This window comes from Methanosarcina sp. MSH10X1 (assembly GCF_004099695.1).
Lineage (GTDB): Archaea > Halobacteriota > Methanosarcinia > Methanosarcinales > Methanosarcinaceae > Methanosarcina.
Genome location: NZ_SCHL01000001.1, coordinates 35,137 through 59,507 on the forward strand (window position 1 = coordinate 35,137; position 24,371 = coordinate 59,507).

The 24,371-nt window shown below is 38.1% G+C and carries 15 protein-coding genes; 9 read left to right on the forward strand and 6 right to left on the reverse strand.

Annotation, left to right across the window (positions count from 1 at the left end; all coding sequences use genetic code 11):
• Positions 1 to 62 precede the first annotated feature (62 nt).
• Entirely contained in the window at positions 63 to 848 is a 786-nt protein-coding gene (locus EQO05_RS00140; protein ID WP_128502607.1) for an AAA family ATPase, read from the forward strand.
• A gap of 274 nt (positions 849 to 1,122) precedes the next feature.
• On the opposite strand, the gene EQO05_RS00145 is transcribed toward EQO05_RS00140, so the two are convergent.
• The gene (locus EQO05_RS00145) at positions 1,123 to 1,731 is read right to left on the reverse strand and encodes a tetratricopeptide repeat protein (protein ID WP_240664225.1); all 609 of its coding nucleotides are present in this window, start codon (positions 1,729 to 1,731) and stop codon (positions 1,123 to 1,125) included.
• Between the two features lie 290 nt (positions 1,732 to 2,021).
• Positions 2,022 to 2,972 (reverse strand): tetratricopeptide repeat protein, encoded by a 951-nt coding sequence (locus EQO05_RS00150; protein ID WP_240664226.1) that lies wholly within the window; start codon positions 2,970 to 2,972, stop codon positions 2,022 to 2,024.
• A gap of 40 nt (positions 2,973 to 3,012) precedes the next feature.
• Between EQO05_RS00150 and EQO05_RS15850 the strand changes: the two genes are divergently transcribed.
• A complete protein-coding gene (locus EQO05_RS15850; protein WP_240664227.1) occupies positions 3,013 to 3,192 on the forward strand; it encodes a hypothetical protein in 180 nt (59 codons plus the stop codon).
• Between the two features lie 71 nt (positions 3,193 to 3,263).
• Here EQO05_RS15850 and EQO05_RS00155 read toward each other — a convergent pair whose 3' ends face one another.
• Both EQO05_RS00155 and EQO05_RS00160 read right to left on the reverse strand, forming a co-directional pair.
• Positions 3,264 to 3,758 carry a PASTA domain-containing protein gene (locus tag EQO05_RS00155; protein ID WP_128502611.1) on the reverse strand — a complete coding sequence of 165 codons (495 nt, stop codon included), beginning with the start codon at positions 3,756 to 3,758 and terminating at the stop codon, positions 3,264 to 3,266.
• Positions 3,759 to 4,108: 350 nt separating this feature from the next.
• Complete coding sequence (locus EQO05_RS00160) at positions 4,109 to 5,284, reverse strand: tripartite tricarboxylate transporter permease (protein WP_255420815.1); 1,176 nt, start codon at positions 5,282 to 5,284, stop codon at positions 4,109 to 4,111.
• A 79-nt stretch (positions 5,285 to 5,363) separates the two neighbouring features.
• On the opposite strand from EQO05_RS00160, the gene EQO05_RS00165 reads away from it, so the two are divergent.
• A complete protein-coding gene (locus EQO05_RS00165; RefSeq protein WP_128502613.1) occupies positions 5,364 to 6,686 on the forward strand; it encodes a tyrosine-type recombinase/integrase in 1,323 nt (440 codons plus the stop codon).
• 17 nt (positions 6,687 to 6,703) lie between these two features.
• Here EQO05_RS00165 and EQO05_RS00170 read toward each other — a convergent pair whose 3' ends face one another.
• Entirely contained in the window at positions 6,704 to 8,275 is a 1,572-nt protein-coding gene (locus EQO05_RS00170; protein WP_128502615.1) for a hypothetical protein, read from the reverse strand.
• Positions 8,276 to 9,481: 1,206 nt separating this feature from the next.
• Here EQO05_RS00170 and EQO05_RS00175 point away from each other — a divergent pair.
• The 6 genes from EQO05_RS00175 (at position 9,482) to EQO05_RS00200 (ending at position 23,432) form a co-directional block, all read left to right on the forward strand.
• Positions 9,482 to 9,691 (forward strand): hypothetical protein, encoded by a 210-nt coding sequence (locus EQO05_RS00175; RefSeq protein WP_128502618.1) that lies wholly within the window; start codon positions 9,482 to 9,484, stop codon positions 9,689 to 9,691.
• A complete protein-coding gene (locus EQO05_RS00180; protein WP_128502620.1) occupies positions 9,678 to 12,917 on the forward strand; it encodes a CHC2 zinc finger domain-containing protein in 3,240 nt (1,079 codons plus the stop codon). The genes EQO05_RS00175 and EQO05_RS00180 overlap by 14 nt, the downstream gene beginning before the upstream one ends.
• 784 nt (positions 12,918 to 13,701) lie before the next feature.
• Complete coding sequence (locus tag EQO05_RS00185; protein ID WP_128502623.1) at positions 13,702 to 13,947, forward strand: hypothetical protein; 246 nt, start codon at positions 13,702 to 13,704, stop codon at positions 13,945 to 13,947.
• A 909-nt stretch (positions 13,948 to 14,856) separates the two neighbouring features.
• The gene (locus EQO05_RS00190; RefSeq protein WP_128502626.1) at positions 14,857 to 17,394 is read left to right on the forward strand and encodes a PGF-pre-PGF domain-containing protein; all 2,538 of its coding nucleotides are present in this window, start codon (positions 14,857 to 14,859) and stop codon (positions 17,392 to 17,394) included.
• Between the two features lie 556 nt (positions 17,395 to 17,950).
• Positions 17,951 to 22,816, forward strand: coding sequence for a type ISP restriction/modification enzyme (locus EQO05_RS00195; RefSeq protein WP_128502628.1), 4,866 nt, complete (start codon positions 17,951 to 17,953; stop codon positions 22,814 to 22,816).
• 184 nt (positions 22,817 to 23,000) lie between these two features.
• A complete protein-coding gene (locus EQO05_RS00200) occupies positions 23,001 to 23,432 on the forward strand; it encodes a hypothetical protein (RefSeq protein WP_205793642.1) in 432 nt (143 codons plus the stop codon).
• A 660-nt stretch (positions 23,433 to 24,092) separates the two neighbouring features.
• Here the strand turns inward: EQO05_RS00200 and EQO05_RS00205 are convergent.
• Entirely contained in the window at positions 24,093 to 24,338 is a 246-nt protein-coding gene (locus EQO05_RS00205; protein ID WP_128502633.1) for a helix-turn-helix domain-containing protein, read from the reverse strand.
• Positions 24,339 to 24,371: the final 33 nt, after the last annotated feature.

Below are 24,371 nucleotides of genomic sequence, written 5' to 3' on the forward strand. Positions count from 1 at the left end.
TTTGATGCTCATATCCTTGCTTAAAAATAACTGTAGTTGATCTGACTTAATGCTCAGGGGGAATCCTCATAAAAATAGCAATTACCGGAAAAGGCGGCGTTGGAAAAACAACTTTATCAGGCACGCTGGCAAGACTGCTTGCAAGGGACGGATACGAGGTACTGGCAATAGATGCGGACCCGGATATGAATCTGGCTTCTTCGCTTGGGGTAGAAAATCCCCCAAAGCCCCTGACAGATTTCAAAGACCTGATTCAGGAAAGGGCAGGTGCCGAAGGCGGTGCTTTCATCTATAACCCGAAAGTCGATGATATTGCAAGCAAATACGGAGTTATGGGGCCCGACGGAGTAAGAATGCTTGTCATGGGCACCGTGGATCGCGGAGGAAGCGGGTGTATGTGCCCTGCCTCAGCTTTTCTGAGAGCTCTTCTCAGGCACCTTATGTACAAGGAAAAGAGTGCAGTAATCCTCGATATGGAAGCCGGGATCGAACATCTCGGAAGGGGCACTACAAGAGGAATGGACCTTATGATCGTGGTAGTCGAGCCAGGGGCAAGATCGCTTGAAACGGCTGAAAGAATAAAAAAGCTCTCTTCCGAGATAGGGATAAAACACCTTGCTGCCGTAATCAATAAAGGAGGCTCGGGAAAAGTTAACGATAAGCTTGAAGAGCTGGGTATCCGGGTGCTTGGAGAGATTCCCTTTGACCCCAGGTTAATGCAGGCAGATCTTGAAAAACGGGCTCCTATTGAGGTAGGCGGCGAAGCTGTGGACGCTATAGTAAAAATCAAGGAACAGCTTATGGAAATCGTCGAAGAGATCAGGGAAGAAGAAACGGACAAAAAGTAAAGGCCGGTAACCGGCCCCACTTCCTTCTTGGAAATATTTCAATCCTTTTTAGTAATATTGCTTTTTCTTTTCAATAATATTCTTCTCTGTACGATTTCTGGAATTATTTCTTATCTATTCTATTCTATTCTTCTTTTAGAATCCCTGCAATTCTTTTAACAATATTCTATTTCTTCCTGTGATCCCTTAAACTATTTTGGTATCTGCTTACGACTTATCTCTGATTTGAAACCCATCTCAGGCTCTTAAAATTCCTAAGACCGGTTAATTAAATTCAGTTAAAGCCACTGTCCGGAGAATCCGTTAAGGTTCCTTTCCTATAGATCAGTTCAAGAAGCCTTGTTTGCTTCTCTCTTATAAGAACATCAGTAGGATCGATTTCGAGCGCTCTATCATAACACTTCATGGCTTCCCCGTATCTGCCAAGGCTTTCGAGAGCCAGGCCTTTCTGATACAGTGAAAATACATCATCAGGCTTTACTTTCAGGACTTCGTCGTAAGATTCGATCGATTTTTCAAACTCCTTTAAGTTATTGAAGGCAAAACCCTTGAGGCACCTGATACCTGGGTTTTCAGGATCGATTTCCTGAGCCCTATCATAACAGACAAGAGCCTCTTTTGATTTTCCCATCCTGTCCAGGGCGAAACCTTTCTGGATCCACGCATCAAGATATAAAGGGTCCAGCGTTAAGGCTTTATCATATAGTCTGAGTTTGTCTTCGTAATTGTCAGTCTCGCTAGCCTTCGTAAGGAGCTGTCTGGGATCCTCTGGTTCTCCGGTTTTTCCTGCCGCTTCCGACTCTTTTTGCTTCATTTTATCCATTTTCGCACTCGCATCTTTATCTGTCATATCGGAATCCTCGCTTTTCCAGTGAAAGCTCATTCCGGACCCCTTCCGGGACTTTGCCACACCTGGTCATTTTTACATTTCACGCATGGAACCAGAGCTAAAACTGGTATTCTGCATTTTTGTTTTCAATGAAATATACCTTTTCTGATTGGAATTTTACCGAATATAAAAACTATTCTTTAATTAAAACATAGTCTGTTTTAAGCTCAAAGCATCAGGGTAGGAAAGTAGGAGTAACGGAACAGTATGAAGTACAGGGACTAAGAGAAAGAAATAAAAAAGGTGAAGCGTCAAAAAGATCAGAAAAAAAGATAAAAAAGAGGTTACTGAGAAGCTCTGGCTTTCTGCCTGCGGATCTCCGAAAGGATTTTTACCTTGGTTTCAAGCGCAGGAACGAATCCCGGCTTCAATTCGAGAGCCCGGTTACAACTTTGCAGGGCTTCTTCTTGTTTACCCCCTTCGGAAAGGGCAAAACCCCTGGCTGCCCAGAGGCGGGGTTCGGTCGGGGCAAACTGGAGTGCCTTGTCGTAATTAATCAGGGCTTCTTCGAACCTGCCGAGCCTGGAAAGCAGGCTTCCGGCCGATGCAAGGGCTTCAAGGTAATCGGGCCTTATTCGAAGGGCGGAACTGTAAGCCTCAAAGGCTTCTTCTTCCCTGCCCAGAGACGAAAGTACGGAGCCTTTTCCTGCCCAGGCTTCAGCATATCCCGGATACTTCAGAAGAATATTTTCATAGGTATCGAGGGATTCTTCAAACCTGCCAAGCCTGGCAAGAGCAACCCCTTTATTGTCCCAGGCAACTTCAAAAGCCGGCTCAAGTTCAATTGTCCTGTCATAGGCTTCAATCGCTTCTTCAAGCCTGCCCATCTCCGAAAGGATAACGCCCCTGTTATACCAGACCCGGTGATCGTCAGGAGCAATAATCAGGACCTGCGCAGTAAGCTGCAGGGCAGTCTCAAACCGCCTGGCTTTATACATCAGCACAGCTTTCTGAAAAAGGGCTGTGGCGTCCTGAGGATTTATCTCAAGCCGCTCAGAGCAAACCTGAAGTTCCTCGAAGAAAGGCAGGGAGGCATAGAGATTTCTTACAGCCAGAAACAGAGACAGGATTTCATAGTTTTCCCCGTGAAATGTAAGCAATCCTGTTCCCTTATCATATGAAAAGGCTGCCATTTTCTCCTGATCGGTACTTTCTTCCTGTACATCCTTCTCTCTTTTACCTCTGGGGGATTTTTCTACTCCTGTAGTTTTCTCTTTTTCTATTCCTTTAATCACAGCTTTCAGCCCGGAAAAAGCTGCTGGAGAAAGAGGGGAATTGCCTGAAATCGAAAATGCGGATCTGAAGGATTTTCCGAGTTTTCTATCGTTATTACGCCATAAAGCCTTTGAAACATCCTGGCATTCGACAAGAAATTTTCCCAGGCAGAGCCTCAGGGAGGCCTGGCTCCCGGATTGCTCAAGCGCAGTAAAGGCTGAAATCGCTGCCCTGCAGTAGTCCCGAAGTTCGTTCAGGGAAGTGTTTGTTCTAAAAGAATAAGCCTCCGTTTTAAACCCTCCTGCCTCTGTTCAGCTGTGGTCGGAAAAAGCGCGGCATAATGAGTTTTTCTCAGGTGGCAAATACTTGCCTTTTGCTGCGACTGTGAGCTTTACAGCCGATCCGACCGGGTAGTCCGTCCCCGGCTCCGGTTCCTGTCGGAGAATATCTCCGGCCTTAACCCCTATGGGAAGAATTCCTTTTTTCTCGATGATCTCTCCTGCTCTTAGCCCGGCTTCTTCCAGGGTTTTCAGGGCTTTTTCAAGGGGCTGTTTCATAACGTTTGGAACTTCCACACTTCCTGTTACAGTTCCTGCCCTATCTTCCAGCCCTTGAGTTCCCTCTCTTCCTTCAAGCACTTCTTCGAGCAGGTCAATTGCCCCACTAATCCGGAGGAGAGTTTCACTCAGGCTCTTTTTCCGGTCTTCGAGTTCTGCAAGCTTTAATTCTATGTCTTTAAGGATTTTCTGCCCTGATTCGTATTCTGCCCTGAGCTCAGTTAAACGCTGTTCAAGTTGTGTTTTCATACTCCTGCAAACCCCTTCTTGATCATTGTTTCCATTATGTTATGAGGTATTATTCTACAATTCGACATTCAGTTCAGGTTCAAACCAGCCCTGATTTACGCTTTTGCATATTTTTTCTGTATTTCCAGGCTTAATATTTTGACTTCATGACCGGTTTGACTCTTTTGGCTTTATAGCCTGGTTTTAACCTTTTTGATATACCTGTCGTTTTATTTGTTGTTCTCCTCTTTATATCAGGCTTTTTTTCTTTCTGTACAATTCCAGCCCAACACATTTTAAGTTTTATATTTTTACACGCGGTCGATTGAGACATCAAATTGAAGAAATCGAAGAATATTTTGAGAAATTTTTTATAAAAAGTACAGGATAACAGGCAGTAGAATAACTCCCATTGCATGGGATTTCCTGACATTCATAAAAGAGGCAAGCATACCTATGGGAGTCGAAATTACAAAAATGAAAAACCCGAAAAGCCCGGTGAAGAGATAGACCATTACTGCAAGCCCGATGAGGACTCCTGCACAGAGTTTACTGTAATCGAGTTTTTTTAGGATGAGATGGGCATTGTTCCCAATCCAGACTGTGGAAAAGTAGGAAAACAGCGCTGTTAACACCATAGCGGCAAAAAAGAGCATCAAAGCGGATAAATCAAGCGTATTTGTTCCCAGGATGTCTTCCACAGCAACCATTGCTCCGCTCCGGGTCCTTCCTATTACCACAAAAGCCACCAGCCCGAAAATTGCGTTTGAGGTATTTACTCCGGAATTTGAAATTATGAATTCCTTCGAACTCTCAAGCGTTTCGGGATTGCCGGCGTAGGGGTCAGAATAGAGAGAGGATTTGAGCTTTCCGGGTTCGGGAACTTTTTTCCGGAGTGGAATCCTGTCAAAATCGACTTTAGCAATTAGCCCTGTGATAAGTGCTGCAATTGCCGAGGATAGACCAGGCAGCCATGCCACAAGTGAGCCTGCTGCGCTGCCTGTCAGGATTCCCCGGAGAATCCTTTTTCTGGAAAGCTTGAGTGCCGAAACGGACTCCTCGGGAATATTCGAGCTTGTTAGAAGGCTTATGATTAACTGGGATGATCCGAAGAGCCCGCTGAGGAGGGGAAGGAGTATGGAAGGCTCCCCAAAATTAACAATTGGCACCATAAAAGATTCCCTGGCAAAAGCAAAGAGCCCAAGCACGCCTGTTATCAAAAAAAGTATGAGTGCAAAGGCTTTGTATTTATACTTTGCAAGCGGACCTTTTTCCTTTGAATCCTCGCCCTTCTCTGTTGCAAGCATAAGAAACACGATTAATATAAGAATCACTGCCATATGCGCTTCAATATAGGGATAGACAGCCTTGAAGAAAAGTGAGAATGGCAGCACGAAAATCATAGCAGCAATTACCGAGCCTGCACTTCCGAGTGCTGAAAGCCGGACCGCCTCAGCTCCTGCCCCTTCAATCAGAAGCCTGTGTCCCGGCAGGACCGTGAGCGCAGTATCCCCATCCGGCGCCCCTAAGAACACCGACGGGATAATATCATGAAGTGTTTTGCATTATAAAGTAAGTTTTTAATAAAAGAGAAGTATAAACACTTCAGGATGATCAAGCTTGAAAGTGCGTGAATTAAAAGAAGACGCAACCATAATCGAATGGTTAACCACAATTAATTCAAGACCTAACACCGAGTGCAATTACCTGTTAGGCTTTCAATGGTTCACAGAATGGACAGGTAAAGAGCCAGAAGCCCTATTACTTGAAGCTGAACAGGAGACTAAAGACGGGCTTCTCATGCGGCACAGGAGCATAAAAAAATATCTCATAGGCTTCAGGAAGTATTTACAAGATAAAGGAAATGCACCGCAGACAATTAAAGGATATATTACAGGGGTAAGGAGTTTTTATACAGCATTTGATATTACGCTTCCTAATCTCACAAGGTCAGGAAACAAAGCACAAACCCTTAAAAGACATAAGGAAATACCCTCAAAAGAAGACCTTCAAGAAACTTTAAAAGTATGTGGTCCGCTGGAAAAAGCTATCCTACTTGTTGGGGTTTCCAGTGGATTGAGTGCGCATGAGATATGCAATTTAAAAGTAGCTGATTTTAAGAAAGGATACGATCCTGAAACAGGGATAACAACTTTAGATTTACGTAGGGGTAAAGTAGGCTTCGATTTTATAACATTTTTAAGCCCAGAAGCTTCAAAAGCTGTTCAGGATTACCTCACATATAGAGCAAGGACAGCGAAAACTAACGAAAAACGCAGGTTAGACCAGCTTGAGAAGCAAAGGGTATTTTCGGATAATGACTACCTTTTTATAAAAAGGTCTATTGACCCTAGTTATTTAAAAAGCCATGATGATGAGCTACGAAACCTTAATCAATACTCTTTTTCGAAGGTTTACCGCAATATCTCTGAGAAGGCACAGAAAAACACACCTGCAGGATACTGGAATTTAATTCGATCCCATAATATGAGAAAATACTTTAACAGCGCATTACTCAACGCAGGAGCTGATTCTTTTCACGTTGAATTTTTTATGGGACATACCCTAGATGATACAAAGGCTGCATACTTTAGGGCAGATAAGGGGAAATTAAAGGAAATTTACAAAAAATATATTCCCTATATCACGATTGAAAAAGCTCTTGATCCTGAGCAGCACCCAGATTTCATAATATTGAAAAAGGAATCAGAGACTTACGCTAGGGCGGCGGCAAACGCAACAGTAGAAAGGAACGAACTTATTGAACTCCGGGCAGAAATGGAGAGGCTGAAGCAAGCCGGATCAATAAAAGATGGGTATATGCAGTTTGCAGATGTGAACGAAATTATAGAAATGAGAAATAATTTAGATCAAAAGCTTAAAGACTTAGAACAAGAGTTGGAGGAAATTTCTAAATTAAAGGAAATGATGCTTAAGGGTGGGAGATAACTCTCCCAAATAAAATATTATACAGTATAAATTTCTGGGCTCTCCGATTTTTCCTTACGTTTTTCCATATAGTTCTCACAGAATCTGTCTAAAGCAAGAATGTCTCTCTCGCTTGGTACTAGATTCTTTTTTAGCCCAGCTTGCAACCTTCTCATAATAATTACATATTTTCTTTCATCTTCTGAATCAATTCCACTTTCAATATCTCTATGGAAATAGTGCTCGAACATTACTTGATAGATTGAAAATCTTACCGTATATTGGTGAGCTAATATTTCACCTAATATTGAATTCATACCCATTATTAATTCTTCTATTTTTTTTCGGTGTTCCCACAGCTCTATTTCGTATTCCGACATTAATCCTTCCAGGTATTCTTGATATCGTTCTTGGTACTCTTGAAATTCTTCTTCTGATCTCTGAGTATCTTCTTGGTATTCTTGCAATCCTTCTTGGTATTCTTGGTATATCTTTCTTATTTCTTCTGGAGAAGCTTGCACTTTTTCTGGGAAACCTTGCATCTCTTGTATTACTGTTCGAAATACCTTTACCAATACTTCAATCAATACTTTACAGATATTGTCTGGTATAGCAAGGAATTCTCCGGGAATTTCTTTAAACATTGTCTGGAATATTTCATAAGAGATTTTAACAGACAGCTCTTTAAGAAGAATATAATTCTCAATATTTGACATATCATCAGGAATATCTGCTAAGAACTTCTCCAAAATATAAGTGGATAATACCTTCAGGTCATAATTCCGTTTATAAACCCCTCTATTAATTTTATGCAGCATTTTTTGGTTCATCAAATCAGCCATTTTTATGGCATATTCTTCCACAAACTTTAGTTCCCAATTACCAATGTCTACTCCCCATAAATCTGTAGTTTCAAATATTTCTCGAAAAGTTTTTTCATTTATTTTAACATTTGGAAGAACTATTATGGAATTTGAACAAACCTCTACTTCTGAAATATTGTCTATGTTCTCTTTATAAACGTCTAACCAAATTGTAGGGCTAACTGAAATATGTTCTATATAAGTATTGTAGAAGGTTCTAATGTCATTTAGGATATGATCATACTCTTCATAACCTTCACCATACTGAAACATCTTATAAGCCGTGTCAAGTACTGTTTTGATGCCTTTTTCCAAGCACATATTAAATAAAGAATCACAAAGACACAACTGAATACGAAACGCTTTACAATGTACAGGTCCAAAAATGTACTCTTTACAGTCTCGCTCTTCAAGGATTATATTTATAGACTTGTCGTATGTGTTCAATTGTATTTCAGGAAAATGTTCCCAGATACTTCGTAAGCTTTCCATTTTTTCAATTTTCCATTTGTTCTCCAATCCTGGTTTACGTCGGATTTTTTCTATACAACATTGGTTTTTTAAATCGTTTAAATGATTCCTGATGTTGTTCTCATCTACTATATTATATTTTTCTAGTAGATATTTTGTTATATCCGGTCCAGATACTTTGTCATCTTCACTGATAATATACCTGATAATCCCGATTTTTACTTCATTCTCCTTTAAACGCTCTCCTCTACTTCTAGTCTTTTTATTTTCAGCCATATGTAGTAAAGACCTAAAGGATATTTAAAATTGTCTATTTATGACTAAAATCGCATTGTGCATAGCTTGTTTTTAATACCACATGGATATAAATTTCGAGAAATATCCATAAGATTATACCTTTTTATACATTTAATGCCCATTAGGAATTGCAGTTAAGGCATGCTAACCCGTGGAAACAGAAAACTGTGACAGGTAGGGGTTCGATTCTTATTCCCTTACCTCCAGAAAGGATAAAAAACAATATGAAAAAAATAATAACATGGTAATTAAAATGTTTGATGACAGAGATTTAAAGATTTGCCCGATCCCTCAGTCCGGGCAAGGCACTAAAGGGATCGGAGTACCGACAAACGACCGTTTGAAGGAGATGTGCCGGTTATGAAAGATACGCCTCAAAGTAATTTATCATTTTTGGAGTGGACTAAACGAGTAATTACCGAACATCCTGACATACTTGAATATATGCTAAAAAGTTCGGATTTATTGGACAGGGTTATAGCAAAGCGAATCATACAAAACGCTACCAGTAGTGACTAAGAATGCTTCCTGATGTTATAAAGCCTTTAAAGATTAAAGATTGAAATCAGGACTGCTGAGAAGGCAACCATGTTTCTTGTGCGGTAAAACATGCGGAAAAGAGTGCACATGTGGAGATGATAAAGAGCAATCCAAAAAGTGCAGTGACTTACTATATTTCGGATAGGCTATAATTACTCATTATCTTTACGCAATTAAGCCTAATAAGCACTTATTGGTCTATTAAAGCCTTTTACCTTCTGTACTAGCGAAGGTTTATTAATAACTTCTAATAGATATTTATAGTAATTATAATAAAAATTTGCAAGGTGAGAGATGACTCGATCTATAATAAGTTTGTATTTGGATGATGATTTGATTAAGGAACTTGATCACGTACGGGAAGACTTTTCACGATCTTCATACGTGCAACATACCCTAAAGAATGCTTTAAAGGTTAAAATTGAGCCTTAAAAGGGTGATAATAGAGAAAAGAGAATCAGTTAAGATGTAAAGAATGAGCAAAGGTTAAAGGAGAGATATGGAGGAGCGTCCCCTCTTCCACATCTCGGCATAAAATTGTGTATATAATATAACTTTTCGTTGTTATTAACTACGTGCTGTTCTTATTTATACCTTTTTGATGCCCCCCGCTTTAGCTTTTGCTATCTAAAATGGAGGATTATTATGAAAGAATTAAGGACACTTGGTCAGATACTAAGCACAGTATCATCTGAGCATGAGAAGAATTTAATTGACCGATATTTCGAGAACATATTCTATGAGTTGGGTGCAGACCCGCTGTTGGCTAAGGAAATGTTTCAAGCGTTTCCGTTAGCCATGATAAGATTTGGTGATACTACGTTAACTAGGGAGGGATACGATGACCTCCCCTAACCGAGACATAATAGATGAAATCAAAAGCAAACTCGACATCGTTAATGTAATTGGAGAAGAGATTGAGTTACAGGATGAAGGCGGTGGTCATTTTGTTGGATCAGTTCCACCTGTCGGGCATAGTGGTAAAAGCCTGAAAGTAGATCAAAATTTGCAGATATGGCACGATATGAAAAATAGTGATGGTGGAGATGTGTTTGATTGGATCGGTAGGAGCTTCAGTGATCCAAGAGGAAGGGACTTTCCGGAGGTACTTAGGATAGCCGCAGAGCGAGCAGGTGTAGAGCTTATAGAGATAACAGCCGAAGAGAGGGAAAGAGTAGAAGTCTATAATCTCTTGACTAAGGTAGCTGGAATTTACCACCAAAATCTAACACCTGAACTTTACGACACCATTAAGGAAAAATGGGGGATTGATCGGGAAACTGTTGATCGGTTACAGATCGGGTATGCAATTTCAGGCGATGATTTATTAAAGCTGGATAGGTTGACACTTCAACAATCAGGTCTTATATACGAGAGTTTTAGCCATGTAGTGTTTAACCACCGGATAATATTTCCATATTGGAAAAACGGTAAAGTTGCCTACATGATTGGTAGAACACTGGATGGGCAACCAAAATACCTAAAACTTCTAGTCAGTAGTGAAAAATATCCTGAGATAAAAGTACAGAATTCTTGTTTTTACGGTGAAGACAGCCTTCGTGGTGTTGATTATTGCATTATAACCGAGGGAGTGACAGACTGTATAGTAATGTTACAGGCTGGGTTTCCTTGCATATCCCCGGTTACGGTACAGTTTAGGGAGAAAGACCACACTAAATTAATAAGCCTCACAAGGGAACTCAAATGCGTCTACATCTGCAATGACAATGAGGAAAATGAGGCAGGAATCAAAGGTGCATTGAAGACAGCCGAAGCACTTGAGAGAGCGAGAATTGAAACCCGGCTTATCATACTGCCTAAGCCTGAAGGCTGTGATAAAATAGATATTGCCGACTACATGAAGGAGTACAGCCCAGAAGACTTCAAAAAGCTCATGGATTCAAGTATGGAACTCTGTGACTACCTGTTAGAGCAACAGGTAATATCAACGACCTCAACAAGCACAACAAGGCTCAAAGCTTTCAAGGTTTTTGCTGTAAATGACCTTTCTTTTATGCCAGATGATGAATGGGAGGTTTTTGTAAAAAACGAGGTCGCAAAAAAGTTCAGATTGAACAAAACAGACATTAATAAAGTGTTTGCAGCTATAGAAAAGGAAAGGCAAAAGAAGAACAGAAACGAAGCAGGCGAGCAGAAGACCCAAGAAAACGGAGAAGAGGGAGAGGAAGAAAGTACACGGTACAAACTCCCGCCCCTAGAAGAGAGGCTTAAGGCATACCCTGAGGAAGTAATCAGGAAAGCAAACGAAATACTAGACAGCGGTGATCCATTCCTTTATATATGCGACACATGGAACGAAATTCATGTTGGAGATAGGAATTTAGGGGAAATGCTAGCCTGTTCTATAGCCTGCACCCAGTTATTAAACGCAGGTATAGGAATCCATGAAAAGCCTTCTGGTGACTCCGAATCGGGAAAAAGTCACGCTTGTTTGTCAATGGGTAAGTTATGTCCTCCTTGGAAATTCAGAGCAACCACATTTTCACCTAAAGTACTGTACTACATGCCTGATCTGATACCAGGGACGATACTTTACACTGATGATATAGACCTTTCAGATAAAGGCGTTGTATCGACAATAAAAAAAGCAACAGCGGACTTTGAAAACGAAACTGTAATGGATACCGTTATAGATGGAAAGCCTGTTACTAAGTCAATTCCAGCGAGGATTGATTTTTGGCTTTCATCAGTAGATAGTATTGATGATGTTCAGCTAGGAACTCGATTCATATATTCCAACACCGAAAGCGAAACGGGGCATGACCACGAAGTAAACCACAAGCAAAAAGGAAGATGTTTAGGAATCGCACCGGAAGAGAGCAGCGAGAAGGTTTTGATCTGTAGATGTATGTTAGAATACATCTGTGATAACCTGTATAACGTCTTCTCAGCTTACGGTTTTGTTTCTACTTGGAGCGAGGAATCAAAGAAAAGGAATCAAGAAAAGTTTCTTGATGTCTTATTATCTGTGACAGTGTTTAACTATCGGCAGAGAGAGACGGTTCATGGAAACTTAGTAGGCACGTTGGAAGACTGGAAACAAGCTGTTTCTATCTATTCGTATGTAGCACAAAACAATTCGTGTATGTTAACCGATGAGGAAATTGTAATACTCCATACAATTCACGAAATGTGTCAACTCTACTGTGATGGAGCACAACACAAAAAGCTATTCAAAGAACTGAAGGAAACTAACAAATTCAAAAAATCGGAGTCCACTTTAAAAAGAATCTTGTTAGGGGATACCAAAGGAAAGCAGGGATTCAAAGAGAAAGTGCCGGGATTCACCTATGATAAAGTAGAGCAGCCTATACTTGGTGAAAACGGTTTCGAGATAAGGGGAGCAGGGAAAACCAGGGCTTTGTGCTATTCATACGATGGTGACCTTTTCGATGGATTACCTGAAGGCGTTGACGTTGTTGAAGCTATAAAAAACGGTATTTTCGTGAGCTGTGATTATGAGATTGCGGAAGCTTTGGAGCAGGTTTTTAAGGATGATCCTGTTCAAGTGTACAAACTTAAGGACAACTCAAGGGAGTTGTACAACTGGAAGCGTGAGTACAGAAATCAAAAAAAGCCCTCAGAAATCAGCAGAAATCAGCAGAACTCAAATGCTCAGAATTTCGCCTCAAGCAATTTCCCGATAGTGAATAATAATAATAAAAATGATAATAATATGGGCAGAAATCATAAAAAGGGGGATGAAGAAGGGGGTGAAATAAACATGTATCCCTCCTCCCCGCAGATGGAAAAAAATACATGCATTTCTAAGACCCCCTTGAAAACCGTGAATTCTGTGAATTCTGCGAATTCTGCCTCAGCCAATAGCGATCAGGGTTTGATTTCTGCCCCATGTAGTTTGAATTCTGAAGCCAGTATTTATAGTCGTCTTAGAGAAATTTTAAAACGTTTCGTTCAATCACGGTATCATTTTGTAGTTGACAGCGTGCCAGAAATGGTTGAGAAGTTTAACACGAAATATCCCGGCTTCAAACGTGAGCTTGGGGAACAAACGGTTTTGGATGTAGCGAATAAGCTTAATGAACGGGGGTGGAATTGATAAAAAGTCTTTAAAAAACCCCACTTTCTTAGTTTACAATTTACCAGTTTAAAGAACCTGTTGAATTATATAAAATTTGAAGTATGCTCGCACAGAGTGGATGGATAAGTTGGATATTGACTTGTTAAGTATGAGGCTCAAGATTGAATTTTTTCTAAAAATTTTTAAATTTTTTAATTTTTTCCTAATTCAGAGCCTTTATAAGCTCTGTAGCTGAATTGTTTTTGTTTCCGGTAATTTGAAAACCTGTATGTTTTTCTTTCTTCTATCACCCTCTCAGTGGATTTAGTGCAGGTCACAGCTTAATTACAGATTTGCCTTTAATAAAATGCGCTAGGAAATTCACTAATACTATCGTGCAAAAGCAAAAGCACTATGATTGCAGCCAAGATAATAATAATATCTTCCCAATTAGGCGGCTTTATGCGTCCCATCTAATCAATCCATTTTGATTCTTCCGTGTCACATGATGCAAATACCTGCACTAATGGATTCTCCTTATAGCAGCATACATATCTTTAGGTTCATACTCCATACAGTATCCGAAACAGCCGAAAAGCCCCATATGATATAGTATGAGCTCATCACAAAACTCAAATTTGCGTCCTTGTACTTCAAATATGGAATTATTAATTAATCTATTGATTAGGACAATTATCATGAATTTTTCATTAATGTCTGAATAAAGTAGGTTTTGTGATGAGCTCAATAATTACTTAAACAAAACTGGCATATATCCCTATAAGGATTTTTGGGTATTTTATTAAAATAATAGGAAGATAAAATGCAAAGATATAGCGTGCGGATTAAAGGTGAAGCGGTGAATATTTATCATCCGTTTGTCAAGGAATTAGAGATTAAAGCAGAGAATGAACTGGAAGCAAGGATAAAAGTAACTGATATACTGAAAGATCGTGAATTAAAAAATTGCGAATTCATAATAGACCCTGCTTCAGAAGGATCACTATACCCATATACTCAAGGTTCTGAATTTGGACTATGCACGATTGAAGTTACGAAATTATACTGAAAATAATAGGATTAAACCCTTAACATTATAATTCAGTTGTTGAAAATGTACCAGAAATGGTTAAAGACTTTAGTAAGAAATATCTAGGTTTTGTGAAAACAGTTGGGTATGATACAATTCTGACAATTACAGAACAGATGAACAATTGGAATGGGATCAGAACTAATCCCCAATTATCTATTATTGGATCAGGATTGGATCAAGGTCAGTAGGCTTGGATCAACTAGATGAGGCATTTGAACTTTTACATTAGTAACACTATATTTTGTAATTAGAAACAGTATATGCGTTATATAAAAAAAATTGTTTTGACTACCCCTGATCCAACAGATTGACCTCCAGCCGGTATCGATTTATTTGATCAACCGTCTCCCGATCCAAGGTTGTGAGCATACTAAACAAACTTTACTACATATCGAGATACTTTTCTACAAGCACAGTATAAATATGTATAAACGGTTTGACTATAAATCTATATAGAGTATGCTTCCACAAAGAGGTACTTAGTTTAAACAGACAGGGGTGCTAAGGATCGCATGCAAAAGTCAATAAAATTTTTTAATTTTTTCCTAATTCAGAACCATTCTAACGCTCATTTATCTCAACTTAACTGAACTTCTGGTCTAATAATTGAATAAGGTAACTGCTTTATCTAAATGGCTAGCTCCTGAAATCATTTTGGTTTAATTATCCTTCAGTCACAATCTATTCCCATCCAATTTACAATAATTTTTCAACTATCAGTTACTGATTGTTTTTATGTGAATTAACAGTTGCGTTTTTTGATAACTCTAAATTATAATCATATTTTGAGTACCGAGCCAATTAAAGTTGAAGGAAAGATTTAAAGAATATTGGAATGTAATCTGTATTTGTATATTTTAAATGTTAGGTGACGAAGGAAAATAAATGACAAATAAGAAAAAACTGTATTCAATACCTTTAGCATTACTAGTTTTATTCTTTTTAATTTTCGGCTCATCTGTGGCGTTGGCTGGAACAGAAACTCAACTCGTACATGGGCAGCGATTAGTAGAGGGTACTAGAATCCACGGTAACATAGTTACATGGTATGATAATTCTGGGAATAGTATAAACGTATATGATATAGCTGCCGGAAAACAAATAGATATTACTGGATATACATTCGGTAATATTCCTGTATATGGTGATAAAATTGTATGGAGTGAGGGTCTAAACGAAAAAATTATGATGTATAATCTTTCCACTGGTGAAAAAACTCAAATAATTCCAGTAGATTCTGGTACAGATAGTCCTGATAGTTACGGACATAGTATAGAGTATTTAAATCCAGATATTTACGAAGACAAGATAGTATATGTAAAATCTGAGTATTCCAATAGCAGTCCAACTAGTAGATTTTATAGTTTATACTTGTATGATCTTGTCACTCACAAAGAAACGCAAATTGCTACAAGTGACTATAGTATTCATTGCGTCGTATACGGGAACAAGATAGTGTGGTCAGAAAAAGGAGATATTTACATATACGATATACCCACGCAGCGGATAGGTAGCATAAGTACTAGTGGCGCAGCCGGAAACCCTGATATTTACAATAATATTGTAATATGGGGAGAGACTCACAATGAAGAGAGCAGCACATATATGCGGGATATTGCTACCCATATAACAACTCAGATTAATACTAGCGGAGGGATGTATAATCGTGCTTTTCATGGTAATCGGATTGTATGGGAAAGCGAATACAATGTGGATGGTAAATGGATGAGTAACATCGACATGTATGACATATCTACTGGCAAAATGACTCGGATCACGAACAGCGGTACTGCACACTGTCCATCTATTTTTGAAGATAAAATCGTATATGCGGACCTTCGCAATGATCCAGAGGATCGTGAAGAAAGTAGTATTTATTTATATGATCTCTCATCAACAGTAGAAAATTCTCCTACAGCTGAATTTACTGCAAACGTGACTTCTGGAAATGTACCTTTAGTTGTGCTATTCGATGATACCAGCACTGGTGGAGTACCAACTTCCTGGCTATGGGATTTTGGGGACGGGATTGACTCAAAACATGCCATGAATGCAACACACACATTCACTAAGTCGGGTGTATACAACGTTTCTTTAACAGTGGCAAATGAAGCAGGCAATAGTACAGTGACGAAACTGAATTATATTACTGTAACTTCCCCACAAACACCAGTGGCAGATTTCTCTGCTAATGTAACTTCTGGAGCTGCACCTTTAGTTGTTCTATTCACTGATACCAGTACTGAAAGAGCACCTAATACGTGGTACTGGGATTTTGGCGATGGTAGCAGTTTATCGTGGTACAGTGGTATCGATTCAAAGTACTCCATGAATGTAACTCACACGTTTACAAAACCAGGAAATTATACAATCAGTCTGACTGCGGGAAACGATGTAGGGGACAGTACAGCGACAAAACCGGGATACATAGTTGTTAGTGATCCAAACGCTCCAGTTGCAAATTTCAGTAGCAATATTACTGAGGGTTATGCTCCCCTAACAGTGCAGTTTTATGATCTTTCTCAGAAAGCAGCTTCATGGGCTTGGGACTTCAATAGTGATGGACAGCCGGACTCCAATGATACAAGTCCAGTTCATATATACGCAAATGCTGGAACTTATACTGTCAACCTAACTGTAAGCAACGAAAATGGAACTGCCTCAAAGAATGCTGCAATAAATGTACTTACACCAAGCAGCTCAAGTGGTAGTAGTGAAGGAAGTAGCCACAAGAACAGTGGTGGAAGCGGTGGCGGGGGCGGATCACCAGAACCTGCAAAGAATGTTCAAGCCAAGGAGATTTCACAGGCTCATGTTGCAAATGGAAAGCCCATAAAGTTTGATTTCACAAAGAATGCAACCTGCGTTGCATATGTGAGCTTCGATGCAAAGAAAACTACCGGAAAGACCACAACCATTGCCGAGCAGCTCAAGGCAAAATCAACCCTGACTTCGAATCTATCCTCAGGTGAGGTTTATAAATACTTCAACCTCTGGGTGGGAAATGCAGGATTTGCAACGGAAAAGAACATTGAGAACCCTGTAGTGTGCTTCAAGGTTGAGAAATCCTGGCTTGAAGATAAGAAGATTGACCAGAACTCAATCGCGCTCAACAGGTACAACGAGAAAAAATGGTCACAGATGCCTGCAAAACTATTGAAAGAGGATGAAAGATATCTTTACTTCACAGCAGAAACTCCGGAGTTCTCATCCTTTGCAATAACAGGGAAAGCCGTAGAGAAAGAAACCGGAAACGAAACTGAACCTGCAACCGGTGTCCAGGATGCTGGCCAAGAGAGTATTGCCGCCGGGAGTAAGGATGGACAGAAATCTGAGACGGGAAAGATTACAAGCATACCCGGATTTGGAATGGTCTGTGGGATAGTTTGCCTTATTATGGTGTTCCTGTATAAAAGAAAGTAAAAAAGGCAAAATACGATGTGAAAAATGAGGGGTTAATCCTCTCATCTTTTTTTTTCAACTGCTTCTGAGTCCCGGTGAGTTAACAAAGTATGCTTAGCAAGTTTAAGTTTTTAATCGAATGAGTAAGTGTATATATCTTCGCCGTCAGCATTGGTTAAACCACACAAATGGACATATCTAAGCGGTGTAGATAAATTTTGAGAAATGATTCACTCAGGGAAGCATCAGAGGCTCTTAGCTGAGTTATTGTTTGCTCCCTTTGTGATTCTACCTTTCTGTGTTTAAAAACTCAACTAAGTGCTTCTTATAAAGCCTGTTATATTCAAATGCACCTATAAATATCAGTAATGCTTGGTTGACCAGTAGTGCTTTAGCCCATGTTCAATGTGTCCCATTTTTTACTTACATTAAATGTCGCAAAAATCTTATTTTAGATAACCACTGTAATTTTTCAAATCACTCTCGGAGTTTGAAAAAATATGTAATACTCGCCGATCAAATCATTATATCTATATATAGATTGATGCAGAAGTTACTTTCAAAGAGACTGATTGACATGAGATTTCAGACTATCCTTAATAAACATCGAGAATTATCTTTTTCTGAAAGAGATAAAGGTGCTCGCTTTGAGCGACTAATGAAAGGGTATTTGTTAACAAATCCAATATATGAAAACAAATTTGAAAAGGTCTGGTTATGGAATGAGTTTCCTTATAACGATCAATTTGGGAAGTCTGATATAGGCATTGATTTGGTTGCTCTAACTAAAAACAAAGAATATTGGGCAATTCAGTGTAAATGCTATCAAGAAGATACTAAAATTGATAAAAAACATGTAGACTCTTTTTTAGCTACTTCTAGTCGATTTTTTTTAATAGACGATAAAAAAGAACGATTTTCACATCGTCTTTGGATTTCAACTACTAATAAATGGGGTCAGAACGCCGAAGAAACTCTTCACAATCAAACCCCTCCTGTATCACGAATAAATTTTTTTGATTTAGAGTCTGCTCCTATTGATTGGGAAAGACTTGATAAAGGAATATTTGGTACTGGTGCTCGACTTACCAAAAAAACTATCAGGCCACATCAACGGGAAGCTATCGATAAAGTCCTTGAGCATTTTAAGGAAGCTGATAGAGGAAAACTCATTATGGCATGTGGGACAGGTAAGACCTACACTGCCTTAAAAATTGCTGAGAAGCAAACGCAGGGTAAAGGATTAATTCTTACTCTAGTTCCTTCTATTGCCCTTATGGGACAGACGTTAACGGAATGGTATTATGATGCTGATGAGCCCATCAATGCTATTTGTGTCTGCTCTGATGCTGAAGTTTCAAGGAAAAAAGAGAGTGATAACGATGATAGAGATTCTACGAGTATAGTAAATTTAGCTTTACCCGCTAGTACAAGTGTTGACAATGTTTTAAAACAATGTGAATATATAGAAAAAAATGGAAATGACAGTCTGACTGTATTTTTTTCGACATACCAAAGCATTGATGTTGTTTCAAAAGCGCAAAAAAAACTGGGAACTATTTTTGACCTTATTGTTTGTGATGAAGCCCATCGCACTACAGGAGTTACCTTAGCCGGTGAAGATGAATCTGCTTTTGTAAAGGTTCATGATGATCAATTTCTAAAAGCGAAAAAACGCCTCTACATGACCGCAACACCACGAATTTTCAGCGATGATAGCAAAAGTAGAGCTGATCTCAATGATGCGGTTCTCTGCTCAATGGATGATGAAAATCTGTATGGTAAGGAAATTCACAGGCTTGGTTTTGGTCAGGCCGTGGACGAGGGATTACTTGCTGACTACAAAGTGTTAGTTCTTACTTTAAGTGATCAGGATATTTCTCCGTCCGTACAAATAATGGTGGCTGACAAGGAGCATTCAATAAATGCTGATGATGCTTCGAAGCTGATAGGTTGCATAAATGCTTTGTCAAAACAGATTGTAGGTGATGAAGGGATTATAAAAGAGACAGACCCTCTACCTATGAAAAGGGCTGTAGCATTTTGTCAAAAAATTAGTGTTAGCAAAGAAATTACTGACAATTTCAATGCCGTTTCTGAGAAATATATTGCTGATTTACCTGAAGAGAAACAAGAAAAAATTCTCAATGTTGAATCTCGGCACGTTGATGGAACTATGAATTCAACAACCAGAGATGATTTGCTAGGATGGTTGAAAGAAGAGAGTGATGAGTGCAGAGTACTTACTAATGTCAGATGTTTGAGTGAAGGAGTAGATGTTCCTTCTTTGGATTCTGTGATGTTTTTATCTGCTCGTAATTCGCCGATTGATGTTGTGCAATCTGTCGGCCGTGTAATGAGGCTTTCTGAAGGGAAAAAGTATGGTTATATCATAATTCCTGTAATCGTTCCAAGTGGTATCCCGCCTGAAAAGGCATTGGATGATAATAGCCGATACAAAGTGGTTTGGACGGTATTAAACGCTCTCAGAGCACATGATGACCGCTTTAATGCCACGATAAATAAGATTGAGCTTAATAGTAAAAAACCTGATAATATTTTGATTGGTAAACCTGACACCAGCTTCGATGAAAACGGTAATCCTATTTCAGTTGAACGTAGTAGGTCAGAAAGGACCATCCAAACAAAATTACTATTGCAGTTTGAGGAATTACAAAATTTAATTTTTGCTCGGATGGTCAATAAAGTTGGAGACCGTCTTTATTGGGAACAATGGGCTAAAAGCGTTGCAGAAATAGCTGAAAAGCAGATTGCACGCTTAAATAATCTGGTAAAGAATGAGGATGTTAAGGATACGTTTGATGAGTTTTTATCAGAACTTCAACAAAATATCAATCCTAAAATTACCAGAGAACAGGCTATTGAGATGTTATCACAACACATGATTACCAAACCTGTTTTCGAGGCTATTTTTGAAAATTACTCCTTTACAGAACATAATCCAATATCAAAATCCATGCAAAAAATGATTGATTTGTTAGAATCGCAGGCGATTGAAAAAGATGCTAAGACCTTAGACCGTTTTTATGATTCTGTGAAAAAAAAGGTATCAGATATAGATAATGCTGAGGGCCGACAGCGTGTTATTAAAGAACTCTATGAAAAGTTTTTTAAAACTGCTTTCCCAAAGATGGTCGATCAACTTGGTATCGTATACACTCCCGTAGAAGTTGTCGACTTTGTTATCCGTTCAGTTGATGATGTTTTGAAGAATGAATTTGAAAAAGGTCTTACAGACGAAAATGTTCATATCCTTGATCCATTTACAGGCACGGGTACGTTTATTACTAGATTACTTCAAAGCGGATTAATAAAACCAGACGATCTCAAGCGCAAATATTTGGGTGAAATACACGCCAACGAAGTTGTTTTACTGGCGTACTACATTGCTGCCGTAAACATTGAAAATACGTATCATGATCTATTGCCCGAAACACAGGATTACCAGAGTTTTGGCGGTATCTGTTTAACAGATACTTTTCAATTAGGTGAGCATATTCAAGGTGATCTCCTTAGCCCTAACTTCTTCCCAAAGAACAGTGAACTTGTTGGAGCTCAACAAAAGACACCAATAATGGTAATAATGACCAATCCTCCCTATTCCGTTGGACAAAACTCAGCAAACGATAATGCACAAAATATGTCATATCCAAAACTGGAAGAGCGCATCGCAGACACTTATGCCAAAGAATCAAATGCTACTAACAAAAACTCACTATATGATGCATATATTAAGGCTTTTCGTTGGTCATCTGACCGGTTGGATAAAAAACGTGGTGGGATTATCTGTTTTGTATCCAATGGTAGTTGGATTGATGGTAATGCTCAAGATGGTTTTAGAAAACGTTTGGAAAAAGAATTTAATCTTATCTATGTATTCAATCTGCGAGGAAATCAACGTACCAGTGGAGAGTTGAGTAGAAAAGAAGGGGGGAAAATATTTGGTTCTGGTTCACGAACCCCGGTATCTATAACATTACTTGTTAAAAATCCAAATAATACTAATAAAAAGGCTACAATCTACTATTATGATATTGGTGATTATCTCTCTAGAGATGAAAAACTATCAATTATTAAAAAATTCGGAACTATTGTTAATTCTGAAATAGACTGGAAGCCTATAACCTCAAACAAAGAAGGAGACTGGATTAATCACCGTAATATTGCCTTTGATACTTTCATTCCAATTACACCACAAAATAAGTTTGACATGAAAAGTAATTCTTTTTTTGTAACTTATTCACTTGGTTTGGGCTCTAGTCGTGATGCGTGGGTATATAATTCATCTTCTTCTTCTGTTACGAAAAATATGGAAGCTACAGTCCATTCTTACAATGAACAGATAACTATTTTTCAAAATTGTTTGAAAAATAATCCAAATTTTGACTTTAGTAAAATACAGGACAATGATCCAAAAAAAATAAGTTGGTCAAGCAGTCTAGTTTCTTATGCTAGCAGGTGTATAAAAGCTGTTTTTGATAAAAACAATATTATAATTGGTCATTATAGACCGTTTTGTAAACAATATCTGTATTATGAGAAGACTTTTAATCACAGACTAGGCCAACTGCCTAAACTTTTTCCTAACTCTCAAACTAAAAATTTTGTGATATGCGTACCTGCCCCTGGTGGTAAAAAAGAATTTTCAGCAATAATTGCTGATTGCATACCAGACTTACATTTAAATGGAGATTCGCAATGTTTCCCCTTGCACTATTATGAAGAAATCGGAGACAAGAATAATAAAAAGATAAACGCTTTTCAAACTCTTCTTGATACAAATGAGCCTGAAACATTAAATAGATTCATAAAAAGGGATGGCATAAGTGATTTTATTCTCGAAAAAGCTAGAAAGCAGTATGGAGAACCTGGTTTAACCAAAGAAGATTTATTCTATTATGTTTATGGCATATTCCACAGCCTTGATTATCGTAAAACCTTTTCAAATGACCTAAAAAAGATGTTACCTAAAATACCTTTAGTTAACAACGTTGAAGACTTTTGGAGTTTTAGTAAGGCTGGAAGAAAATTAGCAGACTTACATATGAACTATGAGACTGTTCCCCCTTACTCTGACGTGGGGGTCACAGGCACTGAAAGCGAATACTTTATAGTTAGTAAGATGAAATTCCCTAAAAAAGACCAAAAGGACACCATAATCTATAATAGCAAAATCACAATTTCCGAAATACCAGACAAGGCTTATCAATACATAGTAAATGGAAAAAGTGCTATTGAATGGATAATGGAGAGATACCAAATAAAAACTGATAAAGATAGTGGAATTACCAATGATCCTAACGACTGGGCTAAGGAAGCAGGTAATCCTCATTATATCTTAGATTTGCTTCTCAGTATTATTAATCTCAGTGTCCAGACTGTTGATATTGTTAATGGATTGCCAAAACTGCAATTTGAATAAAGGAGGTTTGAAGAGATCAATAAAAAGGCGAATTTTTTAATCACTCTTGCACACATGAGATAGATTGTAATTATTCATTCAGTTCATATTCAATTATTTGATTATATAAAAGCAACTGCTTTTATCTGAAGATAGAGATGTAAAAATATGCTCTTGGAGATATTGTAAGAAAAGTTGTGATATTGTGAATGCAAACAGTGATAACCCTATAGTAGGACGCATGTTTCAAGAACTGTCAACAGTGTTGTTGAGTGAATATTACAATAAACCATTTAGTGCTGACATTGCTATACTCATAGGCGAGCCTGCCAAACAACATAAATTCGATTGCGTATCAGAAGATAAGCAATATGTAGCGGAATGTAAATGCTATAGATGGACAGAAGCTGGAAATATACCTAGTGCAAAAGTGGCAGCCATTAATGAAGCGGTTTTGTATATGCTGTTTCTTCCTGCTGAAACAGTCAAGATAATTATTATGGAAAAAGCTACGCATGTTAAAAAGAATGAAACTCTAGCAGAATACTACGTTAGAACTTATAGACATCTGCTTAAAGGTATTAAAGTGCTTGAGATAGATACAAATAATAAAACAATAAGAGCTATCAAGGACTAAAATTATTTTTCATTATATCTGACATAAGAAATATTGTTAATCCAATTGGGACAAACTCCACAGATATGCTAGTTACTGTTTCTGAACCTGAATTTTAGGAAAATAGGTCCAGTAAGCTCATGTATTATTTGTATTACTGAGTATATAAAGGGTAATACATACTAAAATCAGTGTTTTCAATAGCAATAGACTTCTTTCTAATTCAAATAATACAAATAATACAAAATAATAATAGGTAATTTAAAATTTTAATCTAATATAACTCTATATAATATACTCTCTTATATTCGAAAATTGTATTAATTGTATTATTTTACCCAAAAAGAAGGCAGCCGATTCATAAAATATATTTTTTACCATGTATTTGGGCAAAAAACAAATCGTTATCACTAGACACTTCCCTAATAATACAGGGTTGTATTTTCTGTAATACAATTTATCTCAAACATTCTATACCCCAAACAGTTTTTTCGCTGAAAATACGAAATTTTTTATATTGTTAACCTCTAATTATATAATAGGGGTTTACATAACGGAGTTGCTTCAAGCTGTCTTAATTTATTGTATTTCCTCTTCTTCCCTGAATACATTCTCGAATTTTGATGATATGCGAAGGAATGAAAAAAATAAAAGAAAAATATTTACTCCACGAACTGATGTTTAAGTTGAATCTTCACCATACTCAGCAACTTTTTCTTCATATAATTTTAAAAGCTCAGAAGCTTTCATATCCAGCCCTTTGGCGAGTTTGCAGATGGATGTAAGTGTAGGAATTTTCTTTCCCGTTTCGATTGAACTGATAAATGTTCTATCTAAGCCAGTTTTTTCTGCTAATTTTTCCTGTGAAAGGGATTTATTTTTTCGGGCATCTTTTATTAAGACTCCAAATATTTCCTCATTTTTCATAGACATTTAACTTAGGAAGATATGATTAAATAT